This window comes from Embleya sp. NBC_00888, assembly GCF_045207655.1.
Lineage (GTDB): Bacteria > Actinomycetota > Actinomycetes > Streptomycetales > Streptomycetaceae > Embleya.
In genome coordinates this window covers 1,567,692-1,582,687 of record NZ_CP108784.1, presented here as the reverse complement: position 1 = coordinate 1,582,687, position 14,996 = coordinate 1,567,692, and the positions used below count along the sequence as shown (strand labels likewise).

At 72.7% G+C, this 14,996-nt stretch carries 12 protein-coding genes; 5 read left to right on the top strand and 7 right to left on the bottom strand.

Annotation, left to right across the window (positions count from 1 at the left end):
• Positions 1-334 precede the first annotated feature (334 nt).
• The 6 genes from OG948_RS06165 to OG948_RS06140 are packed head-to-tail and all read right to left on the bottom strand — an operon-like array spanning position 335 to position 6,299.
• Positions 335-1,129 carry a thioesterase II family protein gene (locus OG948_RS06165; RefSeq protein ID WP_406294444.1) on the bottom strand — a complete coding sequence of 265 codons (795 nt, stop codon included), beginning with the start codon at positions 1,127-1,129 and terminating at the stop codon, positions 335-337.
• On the bottom strand, positions 1,126-2,229 hold the full coding sequence (locus tag OG948_RS06160; protein WP_406294442.1) for an alpha/beta hydrolase: 1,104 nt from the start codon (positions 2,227-2,229) through the stop codon (positions 1,126-1,128). Before OG948_RS06160 ends, OG948_RS06165 begins: the two co-directional genes overlap by 4 nt.
• Complete coding sequence (locus OG948_RS06155) at positions 2,226-3,077, bottom strand: 2-oxo acid dehydrogenase subunit E2 (protein ID WP_406294441.1); 852 nt, start codon at positions 3,075-3,077, stop codon at positions 2,226-2,228. Before OG948_RS06155 ends, OG948_RS06160 begins: the two co-directional genes overlap by 4 nt.
• Positions 3,074-3,310: an acyl carrier protein gene (locus tag OG948_RS06150; protein WP_395872950.1), complete on the bottom strand. Its 237-nt coding sequence runs from the start codon at positions 3,308-3,310 to the stop codon at positions 3,074-3,076. The genes OG948_RS06155 and OG948_RS06150 overlap by 4 nt, the downstream gene beginning before the upstream one ends.
• The gene (locus tag OG948_RS06145; protein ID WP_406294440.1) at positions 3,307-5,271 is read right to left on the bottom strand and encodes an HAD-IIIC family phosphatase; all 1,965 of its coding nucleotides are present in this window, start codon (positions 5,269-5,271) and stop codon (positions 3,307-3,309) included. Before OG948_RS06145 ends, OG948_RS06150 begins: the two co-directional genes overlap by 4 nt.
• The gene (locus OG948_RS06140) at positions 5,268-6,299 is read right to left on the bottom strand and encodes a 3-oxoacyl-ACP synthase III family protein (RefSeq protein ID WP_406294438.1); all 1,032 of its coding nucleotides are present in this window, start codon (positions 6,297-6,299) and stop codon (positions 5,268-5,270) included. The genes OG948_RS06145 and OG948_RS06140 overlap by 4 nt, the downstream gene beginning before the upstream one ends.
• A gap of 458 nt (positions 6,300-6,757) precedes the next feature.
• On the opposite strand from OG948_RS06140, the gene OG948_RS06135 reads away from it, so the two are divergent.
• The 5 genes from OG948_RS06135 to OG948_RS06115 are packed head-to-tail and all read left to right on the top strand — an operon-like array spanning position 6,758 to position 13,538.
• The gene (locus tag OG948_RS06135) at positions 6,758-8,410 is read left to right on the top strand and encodes an ABC transporter substrate-binding protein (protein ID WP_406294436.1); all 1,653 of its coding nucleotides are present in this window, start codon (positions 6,758-6,760) and stop codon (positions 8,408-8,410) included.
• A gap of 2 nt (positions 8,411-8,412) precedes the next feature.
• Positions 8,413-9,351: an ABC transporter permease gene (locus tag OG948_RS06130; protein ID WP_406294435.1), complete on the top strand. Its 939-nt coding sequence runs from the start codon at positions 8,413-8,415 to the stop codon at positions 9,349-9,351.
• Positions 9,348-10,649, top strand: a complete 1,302-nt coding sequence (locus tag OG948_RS06125; RefSeq protein WP_406294433.1) for an amidohydrolase family protein — start codon at positions 9,348-9,350, stop codon at positions 10,647-10,649. The genes OG948_RS06130 and OG948_RS06125 overlap by 4 nt, the downstream gene beginning before the upstream one ends.
• Complete coding sequence (locus OG948_RS06120) at positions 10,646-11,554, top strand: ABC transporter permease (RefSeq protein WP_406294431.1); 909 nt, start codon at positions 10,646-10,648, stop codon at positions 11,552-11,554. Before OG948_RS06125 ends, OG948_RS06120 begins: the two co-directional genes overlap by 4 nt.
• Complete coding sequence (locus tag OG948_RS06115; protein ID WP_406294430.1) at positions 11,541-13,538, top strand: dipeptide ABC transporter ATP-binding protein; 1,998 nt, start codon at positions 11,541-11,543, stop codon at positions 13,536-13,538. Before OG948_RS06120 ends, OG948_RS06115 begins: the two co-directional genes overlap by 14 nt.
• 195 nt (positions 13,539-13,733) lie before the next feature.
• Here the strand turns inward: OG948_RS06115 and OG948_RS06110 are convergent, their stop codons facing one another.
• On the bottom strand, positions 13,734-14,855 hold the full coding sequence (locus OG948_RS06110) for a glycerophosphodiester phosphodiesterase (protein ID WP_406294429.1): 1,122 nt from the start codon (positions 14,853-14,855) through the stop codon (positions 13,734-13,736).
• Positions 14,856-14,996: the final 141 nt, after the last annotated feature.

The window sequence follows — 14,996 nt, the reverse complement described above, 5'->3', positions numbered from 1 at the left end:
TGTGCTGCCAGGCTCCAAAGTTGTCGCGGGTACTAACGCCGGCCTTTGAATCGTCTAAAGCGGCCGGCCGCGCACCGCCGCCGTCGGCGCGGACCGTCCGGGACCGGGTGCCGACCGGCGCCGGGACGCGACAAGGCCCGGTGGGACGGCGCTTGGGCACCCCACCGGACCTGGTCCGATATCCGGTTTTCGACGCTCGCGGTACAGCCTTCGGCGGCGGCCCGCTTCGGCCGGGCGTCGTCGTGCGACAGCCGTCACGCGGCCCCGGCCCCGTGTCGGGCGACGCCCACGTCCGACGCTCGTGGTCGTACGCTCGACGGCCGGGCGTCGGCGGTCAACAGGCCCGGGCGACCGCCGGTGCGCGCAGGAGTGGGGCCAGCGCGCGGGCCGCGAAGGCCGCGCCCGGTTCCTGGGCGAAGAAGTGGCCGCCCGATTGCACGTGTACGCGGCACCGCGCCGATGTGTAGGTGTGCCAGGCCGCGGCGTGCGGGAGCGATACGAGCGGATCGTCGACGCCGGCGAAGACCTCGATCGGGCAGGGCAGCCGCGCGCCGTACTCCGGGTGGCCCCGATGCGGGTCGGACGCGCACAACCGCAGGTCGTCGCGCAGCAGTGCGATCGCCGCGCGGCGCCACTCCGGATACCGGAGCAGGGTCGGCGACATGCCGCCGATGTCCAGGAGGAACCGGCCCAGTTCCTCGTCGGTGCGCTCGGCGGCGCCGTCCAGGGGCGTGCGCAGATGCGGTGCCGGGCACGCGCCCACCACGAGCCGTTCGGGCAGTGTGCGGTCGTGCTCGAAGCGCCGTCGGGTCAACGCGTGGGCCACCAGCGCGCCCATGCTGTGTCCGTAGAAGACGTACGGCCGGTCGCTCAGCCACGGATCCAGGTCGGCGTCGAGCTCGGCGACCAGCTCGGTCAGCTCCCCGGCGCGCGCTTCCCGGGCCCGCCCCTCGCGGCCGGGGAGTTGGATCGGCAGAACGTCCACGCCCGGGCCGAGCGCGCGCCGCCAGTCGCCGAACGACGAGGCCGCGCCGCCCGCGTGGTGGAAGCAGAACAGTCGCAGCGGCGCGCCGATCTCGTCGGGTTCACGCGGCAGGAAGCGGGACGAGGTGCCCGCCCGCGCGCTCATCCGCCGCTCCCGGTGAGCCGGCGGCGCAACCGGAGCACAGCCAACAGGCCCTCCAGGATCGCGCGTTGCGGGGTGCGGGCGCCCATCATGCGCAGCACCGAGACGATGATCCACAACCTGGTCTCGGTCACGTGCCGGGGCGAACCGTGCACGTCGTCATAGGTGTTCAGGCTCAGCTTGCGCACGTGCGCCCGCAGCAGGTCCGGGTCGGCCGGCGGGATGATCTCGTCGCGCAGACTCACCGTGCAGGCCACCGGGATGTCCAGGGCGGCCAGTTGATCCGGCGTCAGCGCCCAGTCGGACATCCGGGCGTACAGGTTCTCGGGCTTGGCACCGGTCAGCCGGGCCAGGGTGTCCACGGTCACCCTGGGCAGCCGGCTCTGCCAGTCGGCGTCGGTGAAGAACGCGCCGACCGGGACCCCGGCGGTGGCGACGCCCCGAATGCGTTGGTCGGACACCGCGCAGCGCAGGGCGAGGTGGCCGCTGAAGCTGAGCGCGACCGCGTACGTACGCGAGACGTCGGCGCGATCGGCCACCGCGTCCAGCACGTCGGACAGGATCCGCCAACTGTCCCGGTCGTAGGCCAGCGTGTTCTCGCCCACGCCGGGCATCTCGGTGACCACCCCGGCCAGGCCGAGTCTGCGGGCCATCAGCAGTACCGGGGCCCACTGTTCCTTGACGCTCACGATGCCGCCGGTGACCAGCAGCAGCGGCTTGCGTACGCCGTCGGGCCCGTCGGTCAACCCGGTGGCCCAGCAGCCCACCCGACCGCCGGGCAGGTCCAGGTCGATCCGCTCCAGATCGGGCTGCTCGGCGGCCCAGCGGACGAACGTGGACACGCAGCCCTCCAGCGCCTGCTGCCGGGCCGGGCCGTCGACGTAGGGAAAACGCGCCATGTTGTAGTCCCGGCACGCCTCCAGCAGCTTCCCGTCGCCCGCCAGCCGGGCCGCGCCCCGCGACCACTCGCGTGCCCAGGAGCCGGGCGCGCCGTCGTCGTCGTTGTCGATCCGGCCGAGCAGCTCGCCGTAGTGCGCCGGCGGGATGTTCTGGGCCTTGGCGTGCACGAGTACGAACTGCTTGAGCTCGTCGATGTCGTTCACCTCGGGCTGCCTTCCGTGAGGGGGGAGCGGGGTTCGGCGGCCTCGGCCGGCTCCGGGGCGGCGGCCGGCTCGGCCGGTCCCGGGTCGGGCTCGGTGAAGTCCTCCAGGGCCTGCTTGATCTCGGTCAGCACGTCCGCGGCCTCCGCGCCGTCGATGACGCGGTGGTCGAAGGCCAGGTTCAGGCGCATGATCGGAGCGATGACGATCCGCCCGTCGCGCACCACCGGGCGCTGCACGATCCGGCCCACGCCCAGGGTGACGGTGGTGCCGCCGACCGAGTGGAAGCCGTCCACGGCGCGATGCCCGAGCGAGGTGACCGCGAAGGTGCCGAAGCGCCGCGCCCGGGTCCGCAGCGGCCGGACCACCCGGCGAAAGGCGACGGCGCCGATCAGCCTGGGCAGCCGCTGGAGTCTGGTCAGCGCGGCGAACTCGGGCATGGTCGCCGGGTCTCCGTCGGCGTAGTGCCACACCTGCCGCTGGATCTCGGCCAGACTCGCGTGATCCAGATCGGGCAGCACCGCCGAGAGCACGACGCGCCGGCCGCCGAGGGTCTTGTCCAGGGTCAGCTTGCCGTCCACCGAACCGTGCCGCAGCACGCGCGGCACCAGCCCGCCCAGGGCCGCCGCGTTGGCCTCGGGATGGTCGGCGAGCACCCGCGCGGCACCGTGCAACACGTAGGTCACCAGCGAGTACGGTCGGCCGGTGCCCCGGGTCGCGGTCCGGTGTGCCAGCACCGCGCTCATGTCGACCTCGGTGTCCAGGAAGACGGGGGCGAACGCGCGGATCTCGCCGAGGAAGTACAGCGTGTGCCGGCGTTCGCGGGCCGCCGGGACGCCCGCGCCGCTCATCCGGACACCGCCAGCGTGTAGACGGCCTCCAGGCTGGTCGCCTCCAGCACGTCCGGCAGCGAGATGCGTCGACCGGTGTGCCGTTCCAGCGCGGTGAGCAGCCACAGCAGGTGGACCGAGTCCCAGCCGGCCAATCGGTCGAAGGAGTCCGCCGCGTTCGCCGAGGTGATCGGCAGGCCCAGTTCGTCGCGGACCAGCGCGACGAAGTCGTCCAGGGTGTTCAACGTGCTCATCGCTCGGGTTCTCCTTCGAAGGTCTCGGTCAGCGCGACGTGCCCGGGCACCGGGACGATGTCGACCAGGTCGTGTCGGAAGGTCAGCGCGTCTTCGTCCGCGGCGGCCGGATCCAGCGGATCCGCGCCGGACACCGCGGGTTCGCCCGGGACGGGCACGAACCCGTACCGGGGGTAGAGGTCGCGGACCTTGCCGTTCTTGGCACTGGCCCGATATGTGCCGTAGACGGCCTCGGCGCCGGTCGCGCGCGCGTGCCGCAGCAGCGCGGACAGCGCCGACTGCTCGACGCCCCGGGCGAACACCCGGCAGCTCAGCAGCATGTTGTCCACGTACAGTGCGTCGTCGCGGCGATGCGCGAGGATCGCGCCGACCAGACCGTTGTCGCCGAAGCGGTCGGCGGTGTGGATGGTCAGGACGAGGGCGTCCGGGTCGGCGAGCAGAGCCTGGACGGCGGGCTGTTGCAGCCGCCGGGTGGTCAGGTTGAACTGGTTGGTGCGCAGCGTGAGCTGGGACACCCGGGAGGTGTCGTCGGGGCCGGCGGGGGCGACGCGTACGGTCACGCCCAGTTCGTTCAGGTAGTCGTCGAGCGAGGTGAACGAGTCCAGGAAGTCGCGCCGATCCAGCTCGTCCCGGTAGCGCGAGGTCCGGGCCCGGTCCTCGCTGGTCAGCTCGCGGGTGTCGAACCAGCCGTCGGCGAGCAGCCGACCCGGGTGCAGCGCCGGCTCCTCGTCCAGCCGGACCACCGCGACCTCCGGCAACTCGCGTCGGATCAGGCCGCATTCGTAGGGGCTGTCGTCGACGAAGACGAAGGCGTCCAGGCCGAGGTTGAGCGAGGCCGCGAGTTCGGCCAGGTTCTCGTGCTTGGGAGCCCAGTTGGCCACAACCCGGACGAAGTCGGCCTCCCGCAGTGTCATTCGGGGATGCTCGCGCAGCGCCTCACGGACCGGGTCGGGATCGTTCTTGCTCACCGCCGCGAGCAGGACGCCCTGGGCGCCCAATTGTTTGACCACGCGTTGGAAGGCGGTGAACGCCTCGCCCCGGTAGCCGGCGCCGACCTCGATGCCCTCGATCCCGTCGTCGCCCAGGACGCCGCCCCACAGCGTGTTGTCCAGGTCGAGCACCAACACCTTGCGGGTCCGGCCGACCACGTTGTTGGCCAGGTGCGCGGCCTCGCGGGCGTACCCGGCCAGGAGTTCGGCGGACAGGTGCGCCTTGGCGTACACGTGCAGGCGCGGCTCGGTGGCCGCGATGCCGTCGGCGAGCAGCGGGTCCAGGTCCAGGACGACGACGCTCGCGTGCGCGTCGGCGATCCGGAGCAGGCGCGCGTTGGCCTCGCGCCAGACCGCGCCGAGCCGGGCCCGGGAGCGGTGATCGACCAATTGCGCCGAGTGCGCCCGGGGCAGCGGCAGCGTGTTGAGCACCAGCGTGCCGGTCCCGGTGCCGGCGTAGCGCGCGGCGAGTTGTTCGAGCAGGCCCACCTTGGCGGACAACACCCGTTCCACGTCGGCGGCGGTCCACGGCAGGGGTACCTCGTCGAAGACCACCGAAGCGTCGAGCACGCACAGCACCAGGTCCGCCTTGGCCGCGTACAACGAGCTGTCCGGGTCCGAGAGTTCGAAGACGTAGCTGTCGAAGTCGGTGACCTGCGGGCGGGACACCAGGCCGTGGCGGGCCAGTTCGCCGGTGAGCGCGCCGGTCAGCGCGGACAGGGTGCCGTGTCCGGTGATGGTGACCGAGACGGTGCGCACGCCCGGGTGGGCGGCCAGGACCGCGTCCGGATCCAGGCGGGACAACAACACCCCGGCCCGCGCCAGTTCCGCGGGCGTCGCGTCGGTCAACAGTTCGCGCACGGTCGGGTACCGCGCGACCAGTCGGTCGGCCCGGTGCAGCGCGAGCAGCGCGTCGACTCCGGTCGGGGCGGGAGCTGCGCTCGCGGCCGCGGGCGATGGGGTGGTGGTCATATCTTCTCCAGGGCGAAGCCCGCCTTGATCCACTTGCTGGACTCCACCGCGATGCCCACGGCGCGGTCGCCGGCGGCCATCTTGGGCAGCGCCCGCTCCAATTGCAGGAACGGCAACGCGTTGCCGTTGTTGCCGGTCTCGTGCACGCAGGTGATCTCCTGCGCGCGAGGCGCGTCCAGGGTCCGCATGATCCGGGCGGTCATCCGGCCGGACAACTGCGGCGGCAGGAGGTAGTCGACGTCGTCCGCGTCCCAGCCGAGCCCGTCCAGGAGCTCGGTGAGGATCTCGCCGGCCATCACCGGCACCGACTCCTCGATCATCTTGTAGTCCTCGCTCGCGGCGGGCCGGTCTGCGTGCCGATCGGCCAGGCCGAACCACTCGATGACCTGTCCGGGCGCCCGGCCCAGCCCGGTCAGCCGGTTGACGATCGCGCGGATCGCCACCGACCCGGACACCGGCTCGGTGCTCAGCACGGCGGCCCCCGCGCCGTCGCCGAAGAGCACGAAGTTGACCAGCTCCTCCGGGGACAACGCACGCAGGTCGACGTCGAGGTCGAAGTGCTTCGCGGACACGTCGCCGCCCAGGACGAGCGCGGTGCGGTGCCGGCCGGTCGCCAGCAGGGTGCTCGCCACGTCCAGCGCCTGCACCGCGCCCGCACAGCCGGACTGAAGCTGATAGGTGGGCAGTTCGTTGATGCCGAGCCGGTCCGCGACGATGTTCACCGTCGCGGGCATCAGCACGTCCGGGGTGGCCGTACCCAGCACCATCACGTCGATGTCGCTTGCGGCCAAGCCCGCCTCGGCGAGTGCGCGCCCGGCGGCGGCGGTGGCGAGTTCGGCCAGTGAGGAGCGGATCTCGCCGCTGTCCAGGTCGACCGAGAGGTGGCGTGTGCGGGTGCCGATGAAGACGTCGATCCACTGCTCCCACACCGCCTCCATGCCGAACCGTCGTGCCAGGGCGGCGTTGTCCACGGCCGGGCCCGGGAGTGCCGTGCCGACCGCGAGGATGTGGATATCCGAGGCGTGCATCCTTGCCCTTCCTTCACGTGTGCGAGTGCCGGCGGCGCCGTCGGCCCGCAGCGGTGACGAGCCCGCGTCCGGTGCCGCGTACGCGCCTTCCGGCTGCCCCCGTGGGTGCCCGTGCTGCGGGGACGGCTGCGGCAAGGCTGTGCGGGCGCGCTAAAACGCGGCTAAGACCGGCCCGCCGAGCCGGGCGCCGACGGGCTCGTGGGCGGTTGCCGAAGAGTTCGCGGGCCGGGCGTCGAGGGGCTCGCGGACCGGCTGTCGAAGGGTTTGCGGACCGGTTGCCGGAAGGCCCGCGGGCCGGTGGCCGCGCCGGACTTCAGCACGGCTTTAGCGCCCGTACCGAGAGTGATCGATCAACGTCCCCGTGCCCGGTTCCCCGGCGCCCCGGTGCCGGCCCGTCCGCACCGCACGGGTTCCGCGTTCGTCGGGCGGAACCGGCCACACCCTCGAGGAGCCCCAGCATGCACACGATCGTTCGACGCACGGCTCGGGGCAGACCCCGCCTGCTCGTGGCCCTCGGCGCGGCCCTGGCGGTGCTCCTCTCGGGCTGTGCGGCGGACGACGGCCCCGCCGAACAGGCGGGCGCCGCACCGCGCCCGGGCGGCACGCTGAGCTTCGCCACCGACGTGGAACCGGCCTGCATCGACCCGGCGGTCAGCCCCCTGGACGTCACCGCGCTGATCGACCGCAACATCTTCGACTCGTTGGTGAACCTCACCCCCGACGGCGTGATCCACCCGTGGCTGGCACAGAGTTGGGACATCTCGCCGGACGGCCTGACGTACACCTTCCGGCTGCGATCGGGAGTGCGCTTCCACGACGGCGCCACGCTGGACGCCGCCGCCGTCAAGGCGAGCCTGGACCACGTGGTCGACCCCAAGACCAAGTCGCAGGGCGCGGCCGGCCTGATGGCGGCCTACAAGGGCAGCGCGGCGCCGGATCCGACCACCGTGCGGATCACCCTGTCCCGCCCGTACGCGCCCTTCCTCCAGGTGCTCAGCACCGCCTACCTCGGCATCCAGTCACCCAGGTCGCTGACCAACCCCGCCGCCCCCTGCGCGCGGCCGGTCGGCTCGGGGCCGTTCCGGTTCGAGAAGTGGACCAAGAAGCAGAGCATCTCGCTGCGCCGCAACCCCGACTACGCGTGGGCCCCACCGACCGCCGCGCACGACGGACCGGCCCACCTGGACGGGCTGAGCATTCGTTTCATCACCGAGAACGCGGTCCGCGTCGGCGCGCTGACCAGTGGTCAGGTCGACGTGATCGGCAGTCTGCCCGCCGCGAACGTGCGCACCGTCAAGCGCGACGGCTCGCTGCAACTGCTGCGCGCCGACGCCCCGGGCGGCGTGTACAGCGTGTTCCTCAACTCCGGGCGCGGACCCTTCGCCGACGAACGCGTCCGGATCGCCTTCCAACGCTCCGTGGACGTCGAGGGCCTGATCAAGGCCATCTACTTCGGCCAGTACCACCGCGCCTGGGGTGCGCTCAGCCCCAACGGGGTCGGCTACAACCGCGCGGTGGAGGGCAGTTGGCCGCGCGACCCGGCGCTGGCCAACCGACTCCTGGACGAGGCCGGGTGGACCGGGCGCGACTCGGACGGCGTGCGCACCAGGAACGGCACCCGGCTCAGCCTGCGTTGGCCGGTGCTGACCGCCAAGATCCGCGAACAGCGGGACATCCTCGGCGAGGGCATCCAGGCCCAGGCCAGGCAGGTCGGCATCGAGATCGACCGGGTGGGCCAGGACACCGGCACCTACAGCAAGGACGTCTACGCCGGGAACATGGACATCTGGGACACCAGCAACGTGCGGGCCGAACCCGACGTGCTGCGCACCCTGTTCGGCTCCGGCCAGACCCTGGCCAAGGGCGGCCTGAACGTCTTCAAGCTGGCCGACCGGCAGATCGACACCTGGCTCGAGCAGGCCGTGACGACCACCGACCCGGCGATCCGCGCGGCCCGCTACGGCGAGATCCAGAAGTACCTGGTCGAGCACGCGCTCACGCTGCCCATGTACGTACCGACCTACCTGATCGGTGCCGAGAAGAAGGTGCACGGCGTGACCTTCGAGGCCGCCGCCTATCCGCTGTTCTACGACGCCTGGCTGGGGAAGTGACCATGCGCTCGAACACCCTGCGATGGCTGATCCGCCGCGTCCTGCTCGCCGTCCTGGTCCTGCTGGGCGCGGCCACACTCGCCTTCGGCGCGATGCGCCTGACCCCGGGCGACCCGGTGCGGGTGATGCTCGGCGGCACCACCCCCACCCCCGAGGCGGTCGCGCAGATCCGCGCCGACATGGACCTGGACCGCCCGCTGATCCAGCAGTACGGCAACTTCCTGAGCCGACTCCTGCACGGCGACCTGGGCACCTCCTACCAACTCAACGACTCGGTCTCGGACATCATCGGCAGCCAGTTGTGGCCCACCGTGCAACTGGCCCTGGCCGGCTTCCTGATCGCGATCGTGATCGCGCTGCTCCTGGCGGTGGCCACGGCGGGCCGCCGACCGGCGCTGCGCCGGTTGTCCTCCGGCATCGAGCTGATCCTCACCTCCAGCCCGAGCTTCTGGGTCGGCGTACTGCTGCTCACCGTGTTCTCCTTCCACCTGCGGCTGTTCCCGGCCACCGGCGGAACGAGCCTGCGCGGTCTGGTGCTGCCGGCGGTCACCCTCAGCCTGAGCATGGTCGGCGTGTTCACCCAGGTGCTCCGCGAAGGTCTCGAACGGGCCCTGGAGGAACCGTTCGTGACCAGTTCCCGGGCCCGCGGCACCGGTGAGACCACGGTGCGCCTGCGGCACGCCCTGCGGCACGCGATGGTCGCGATGATCACCCTCTCCGGCTGGGTGGTCGGCGCGCTCCTGGGCGGCGCCGTGGTGGTGGAGAGCGTGTTCAGCCGGCAGGGCATCGGCCGCACCCTGGCGACCGCCATCTCCTCGCGGGACCTGAACGTGGTCACCGGGATCGTGGTCGTCTCCGCGCTGCTGTTCACCGTCATCAACCTGGCCGTCGACTGGCTGTACCGGGTCGTGGACCCCCGACTGAAAGAGGCGAGCTGGTGACCACGAGGATCCTCAGCGCCGATCTGCTCCTGGCCGGACCCGAGGGAGAGGCGATCGCCGACGGCGCGGTACTGGTCCGCGACGACGTGATCGCCGACCTCGGCCCACGCGCGGACGTCCTGGCACGCGCGGAACCCGGCACGCCGCACCACCGGTTCCCGGGCGCGACCATCCTGCCCGGGCTGATCGACACGCACGTGCACCTCAGCCTGGACCCCACCGCGGCGCAGGCGTCCGCGATCGGCAAGGCCGGCGACGGCGAACTCCTGTTGGCGATGGCCGGGCACGCGCGGCGCCTGCTGGACATCGGCGTCACCACGGTGCGCGACCTCGGCGGCCGGGGCAACCTCGCCGGCTGCCTGCGCGACGCGGTCGCCGCCGGCGACCTGCCGGGCCCGCGGATCCTCACCGCCGGCGTGCCGATCACGGTCACCGGCGGCCACTTCTGGTTCCTCGGCGGCGAGGCGGACGGCGTACCCGAGATCCGGGCGGCGGTACGGCGCAACCTGCGCGCCGGCGTCGACGTGATCAAGCTGCTGGTCAACGGCAGCAGGCTGACCCCCGGCGGACCGCGTGGTTGGCACCGCCAACTCACCGACGAGGAGATCGTCGCCGCCGTCGAGGAGGCCCGCAGGTTCGGCCGACCGGTGGCCGCGCACGTGCTGGGCGCGGAAGCGATCGAGGCCTCCATCACGGCCGGCGTGCGCACCCTGGAGCACTGTTCGTTCGGCACGCCCGCCGGCCCGGTGATCGAACCCGCCGCGCGGGACGCGTTGATCGCCACCATCGCCGCGAGCGGCGCCTTCGTGTGCCCGACCTGGAGCATCACCATGAGCGAGACCGCCGCGCGGATCGGCGACGCCCGCATGCGCCCGTGGCTGGAGGTGGCCCGCCACCAGTACGAGAACGGCGTGCGCTTGATCGCCGGCACCGACGCGGGCACGCCGGGCGTGCCGTTCGAGCTGTACGTCGACGGTCTGGAATGGTTCGCGCGCGCCGGTATCCCGACCACGGCCGCGCTGGAGAGCGCCACCGTGATCGCCGCCGAGGCGCTCGGCCTGGCAGAGCGCACCGGCCGGTTGGCCCCGGGCCTGGACGCGGACCTGATCGTGGTGACCGGCGACCCGCGCGAGGACCTCGCCGTACTGCGCGCGATCCGCCTCGTGCTCGCGCGCGGCCGGGTACACACCCCGGCGGACGGCGGCCTGGGCGCCGCACTCGGGTCGCCGGCGGTCGAGGGCGAACCGGACGCCCGGCGCGTGCCGGTGCCGGTCGGCGCGGAAGGGATCCCGCGATGACCGCCGTCGACGTCGGCGCCTTCGCCGGCACCACCGCCACCGGCGGCGGCCGAGTCGGCGCGCGGGCCCGCACCCGCGACTGGGTCCGCCTGCTGCGCCCCGGAGTCGCGGTGGCCTGGGTGGTCCTGGCGCTGATCGCGCTCGCCGCACTGTGGCCGGGCCTGTTCGCGACCGACCCGCCGAACGCCGTCGACCCGGTACACGGGTTGCAGGGCCCCAGCGCGGAACACCTGTTCGGCACCGACCAACTCGGCCGCGACGTGTTCAGCCGGGTCGTGCACGGCGCCCGCCCGTCGCTGCTGATCGGTCTCGGCTCCACCCTGGTCGCGGTCGTGGCCGGCGCCCTGCTGGGGGTGCTCGCGGCGACCGGCAGCCGGGTGCTGGACGAGACGATCATGCGTGTGACCGACATCCTGCTGGCCTTCCCCGGCCTGTTGCTCGCGCTGATCGTGGTCTCGGTGCTCGGCCCCGGAACCGGCAACGCCACCCTGGCCATCGGGATCGCCGCCACGCCCGGGTTCGTCCGGCTCTCCCGAGGCCAGGCACTGGTGGTGCGCGAGTCGGACTACGTGCGCGCCGCGATCACCTTCGGCCGCCGGCGCAGCGGCATCTTCCTCGGCCACATCCTGCCCAACGCGCTGCCACCCCTGTTGGTCTTCGCCACGGTCAACATCGGCACCGCGATCATCGCCGGCTCCTCGCTGAGCTTCCTGGGCCTGGGGCCGCAGGCGCCCACGGCCGAATGGGGCGCGATGCTCGCCCAGTCCCGGGACCTGCTGGAGATCGCCTGGGCCCCGGCGGTCTTCCCGGGCCTGGCCGTGACCGTGACCGTGGTCGCGGTGAACGTGGTGGGCCGCACCCTGCAACGTCGATTCGAAGGGCGGCGCGTCGATGCCGGCCAGTGACACGAGAGCGACCGGGACCGCCTCGGCGGTCGACACCGCGACCTCGGCCCCGGACGATCCCACGCTCGTCGTCGAAGGACTCGACGTCGCCTTCGGCAGCGGGCGGGATCGGATCCACGCGGTGCGCGGGGTGAGCCTCACGCTCGCCGCCGGCGAATGCCTGGCCATCGTCGGCGAGTCGGGCTCCGGCAAGAGCGTCACCGCCCGCTCGCTGGTCGGCCTGGCCGGCGCACGATCGAGCGTGCGGGCGGATCGCCTCGAACTCGACGGCGAGGACCTCACCGGCCTGGACAACCGCCGGTGGCGGGCGATTCGCGGGCGCCGGGTCGGCTTCGTACTCCAGGACGCGCTGGTCTCGCTGGACCCGCTGCGCCGGGTGGGCGCGGAGATCGCCGAGACCCTCGCCAACCATCGGGTCGTCCCGGCCCGCGCACGCGCCGCCCGGGCCGTCGCCCTGCTGGACGAGGCCCGGGTGCCCGAACCCGAGCTGCGCGCCCGGCAATACCCGCACCAACTCTCCGGCGGCCTGCGCCAGCGCGCCCTGATCGCGTCCGCGCTCGCCGCCGAGCCCTCGGTGCTGATCGCGGACGAGCCCACCACGGCGCTCGACGTCACCGTGCAGGCCCGGATCCTGGATCTGCTCGCCGCGAAGAAGGCGGCGGGCACCGCGATCCTGCTGATCAGCCACGACCTGTCGGTGGTGGCACGACTGGCCGACCGGGTGGCGGTGATGTACCGCGGGAGGTTCGTGGAGGAGGGGACCGTCGAGGACCTGCTGCGTGCGCCGGCCCATCCCTACACGCGGGCGCTGCTCGCGGCGGTGCCGTCGGCGCGCGCGCGACGGACCCGGCTGTCGCTGCCGGGAGCGGCGGCTTCGGCGGGCTCGGGCTCCTCCACCGCCTCGGATTCCCCGGCCGGCTCGGGCTCTTCCTCGGACCCCTCCCCGGATTCCCCGGCCGTTTCGGGTCGTGCCGGCATCTCGGGTCCCGTGGTCGAGGATGCCTGCCCGTACGCGGCCCGCTGCCCGCTGGTCACCGACCGATGCCGGACCGAGCCGCCCCCGCGCGTCGAACTCGCCGCCGGACACACCGCGCGCTGCCTGCACACCGCGGAGCCGTGGCCGCGACCCGAGGCCGCGCGGATCGTCGCCGAGCCGACCACCGCGCGCGAACGGGGCGCCGACGATGTGGTGTTGGACGTACGCGGCGTCGCCAAGAGCTACCGGGGCCCCGATCGGGTGGAGCGCCCCGCGGTCCAGGACGTCTCGTTCACGCTGCGGGCCGGGCAATCGCTGGGCGTGCTCGGCGAGTCCGGCTCGGGCAAGACCACCGTCGCACAGTTGGTGCTGGGTCTGCTGGCGCCCGACGCGGGCGAGATCGATCTGCTCGGCCGACGGTGGTCCGACCGACCCGAATCCGAGCGCCGAGACCTGCGCCGGCACATCCAGCACGTGCAGCAGGACCCGCTGGGCTCGTTCGACCCGCGCTGGACGGTGGAACGCATCGTCGGCGAGGCCCTGGGCGCGTTCACCCGCCGCGCGACCCGGGCCGCCCGGGAGCGCATCGTCGAACTCCTGCGCCTGGTGGGCCTGGACGAAACGGTGCTGACCCGTCGCCCACAGCAGCTCTCCGGCGGTCAACGCCAACGCGTGGCCATCGCCCGGGCGTTGGCGCCCGAACCGGAGATCGTGGTGTGCGACGAGCCGGTCTCCGCACTCGACGTGTCGATCCAGGCGCAGATCCTGGACCTGTTCGCCGACCTTCGCGAACGCCTGGGCGTGGCTCTGCTGTTCATCTCGCACGACCTCGGCGTGATCCACCACACCAGCGACCACGTGATCGTCATGCAGGCCGGGCGGGTGGTCGAGTCCGGCCCGGTCGACGAGCTCTTCGAGCGCCCACAACACCCCTACACCCGGGAACTGCTCAGCGCGCTGCCCCGATTGCCCGCCGACCCGAAGCCGGCGCCGGCACTCGGCGGGTAGCCGGTCGACGAGGCGGTGCGGTCCGCCCGGCAGCCGGTCGGGCGACCACCCGCCCGGGCGTACGCAGGGCCCCGCGCCGCCGGGTGGACGGGACGGGGCCCTGCGCGTCGAACGTGGCGATCGTGATTGCCGTTACGCGGCGATCGCGCCGGAGGGGGTGGCCCGGCGGTCGCGCGTGGCGGATCCGGGGCCTGCCTAGTCGGGCAGCCCCGCGCGGGCGGCGACCGCGGTGTCGGGCTGGTCGGCGAAGACGCCGTCCAGGCCCAGGCCGTAGAAGAGTTCGTACTCGGCGGTGATGTCGCCGCGCGCGTTCGGGTCGGCACCGAGGCGGAAGTCCAGCGGCAGGAACTGGTTCTCCGCGCGGAACGTCCAGGCGTGCACGACCAGTCCGGTGCGGTGCGCGTCGCGGATCACCGAGGTCGGCGCGAGCAGCTTGCCCGCCGCGTCACGCGGGACGAGCAGGTTCTTGTTGGTGCCGATGCCGTCCGCGTACGTGTGGATCCACTTCAGGTTCTCCGGCTTGACCAAGTCCTGGTAGCTGCGCGGGTCGTCGGCCACCACCAGGTCGTACGGCCGACCGCTCGCGTCGAGCAACTGCACCAGCCGGACGTCGGTCATCCGGTTCAGCTTGCGCAGGTTCGCGGTCTCGAAGGACTGGATGAAAACCTTGTCCTTGCGCCCGGTGAGCCGGTTGTCGCGCAGGGTCCGCACCAGCGGCTCCTCCAGCGGCAGACCGATCGACTGGAAGTAGGTCGGGTGCTTGGTCTCCGGGTACACCCCGATCGTGCGGTGCGCCCGACGGCCCTCGGTCCGGGCCAGGTCCAGTACCTCCTGGAGGGTGGGCACCTCGAACCTGCCGTCGAACGCGGTGTTGGTGGGCCGGACCTGCGGCAGCCGCTCCTTCGCCCGCAGCGTCTTGAGCTCGGCGAGGGTGAGGTCCTCGGTGAACCAGCCGGTGACCGATGTCCCGTCGATGGTCTTGGTGGTCTTGCGCGCGGCGAACTCCGGGTGCGCGGCGATGTCGGTGGTGCCGGAGATCTCGTTCTCGTGCCGGGCGACCAGTACGCCGTCCTTGGTCGAGACCAGGTCGGGCTCGATGTAATCGGCGCCCAACCGGATCGCGAGGCGGTAGCTCTCCAGGGTGTGCTCGGGGCGGTAACCACTGGCACCCCGGTGCCCGATCACGATCGGGTCGGCCGAGGGCCGCGACGAGGCGCGGGAGGTGTCGTCCTGGGCCGCGGCGGCGGGTACCGCGACCAGGGTCGCCAGCAGCACGCCGGCCACACCGAGCGCGGGAAGGATACGTCGCAACGCCATCTCCTGTTCTCTGCGTCCGGACGCGGCGAAACCGCGCGGGAGCACCGATCGTGCGAGCACGCCGAGTCAACCCGCATCGGCCGACCCCCCGCCAGGACGAACCCGTGGCCCACGGATGAACCTCCGGAGAACGCCCGGCGG

Coding starts and splice junctions, on each gene's coding strand:
- OG948_RS06145 (WP_406294440.1), bottom strand. CDS start 5,271: ATGACCACCACCCCATCGCCCGCGGCCGCGAGCGCAGCTCCCGCCCCG.
- OG948_RS06140 (WP_406294438.1), bottom strand. CDS start 6,299: ATGCACGCCTCGGATATCCACATCCTCGCGGTCGGCACGGCACTCCCG.
- OG948_RS06135 (WP_406294436.1), top strand. CDS start 6,758: ATGCACACGATCGTTCGACGCACGGCTCGGGGCAGACCCCGCCTGCTC.
- OG948_RS06155 (WP_406294441.1), bottom strand. CDS start 3,077: ATGAGCGGCGCGGGCGTCCCGGCGGCCCGCGAACGCCGGCACACGCTG.
- OG948_RS06115 (WP_406294430.1), top strand. CDS start 11,541: ATGCCGGCCAGTGACACGAGAGCGACCGGGACCGCCTCGGCGGTCGAC.
- OG948_RS06165 (WP_406294444.1), bottom strand. CDS start 1,129: ATGAGCGCGCGGGCGGGCACCTCGTCCCGCTTCCTGCCGCGTGAACCC.
- OG948_RS06110 (WP_406294429.1), bottom strand. CDS start 14,855: ATGGCGTTGCGACGTATCCTTCCCGCGCTCGGTGTGGCCGGCGTGCTG.
- OG948_RS06150 (WP_395872950.1), bottom strand. CDS start 3,310: ATGAGCACGTTGAACACCCTGGACGACTTCGTCGCGCTGGTCCGCGAC.
- OG948_RS06130 (WP_406294435.1), top strand. CDS start 8,413: ATGCGCTCGAACACCCTGCGATGGCTGATCCGCCGCGTCCTGCTCGCC.
- OG948_RS06120 (WP_406294431.1), top strand. CDS start 10,646: ATGACCGCCGTCGACGTCGGCGCCTTCGCCGGCACCACCGCCACCGGC.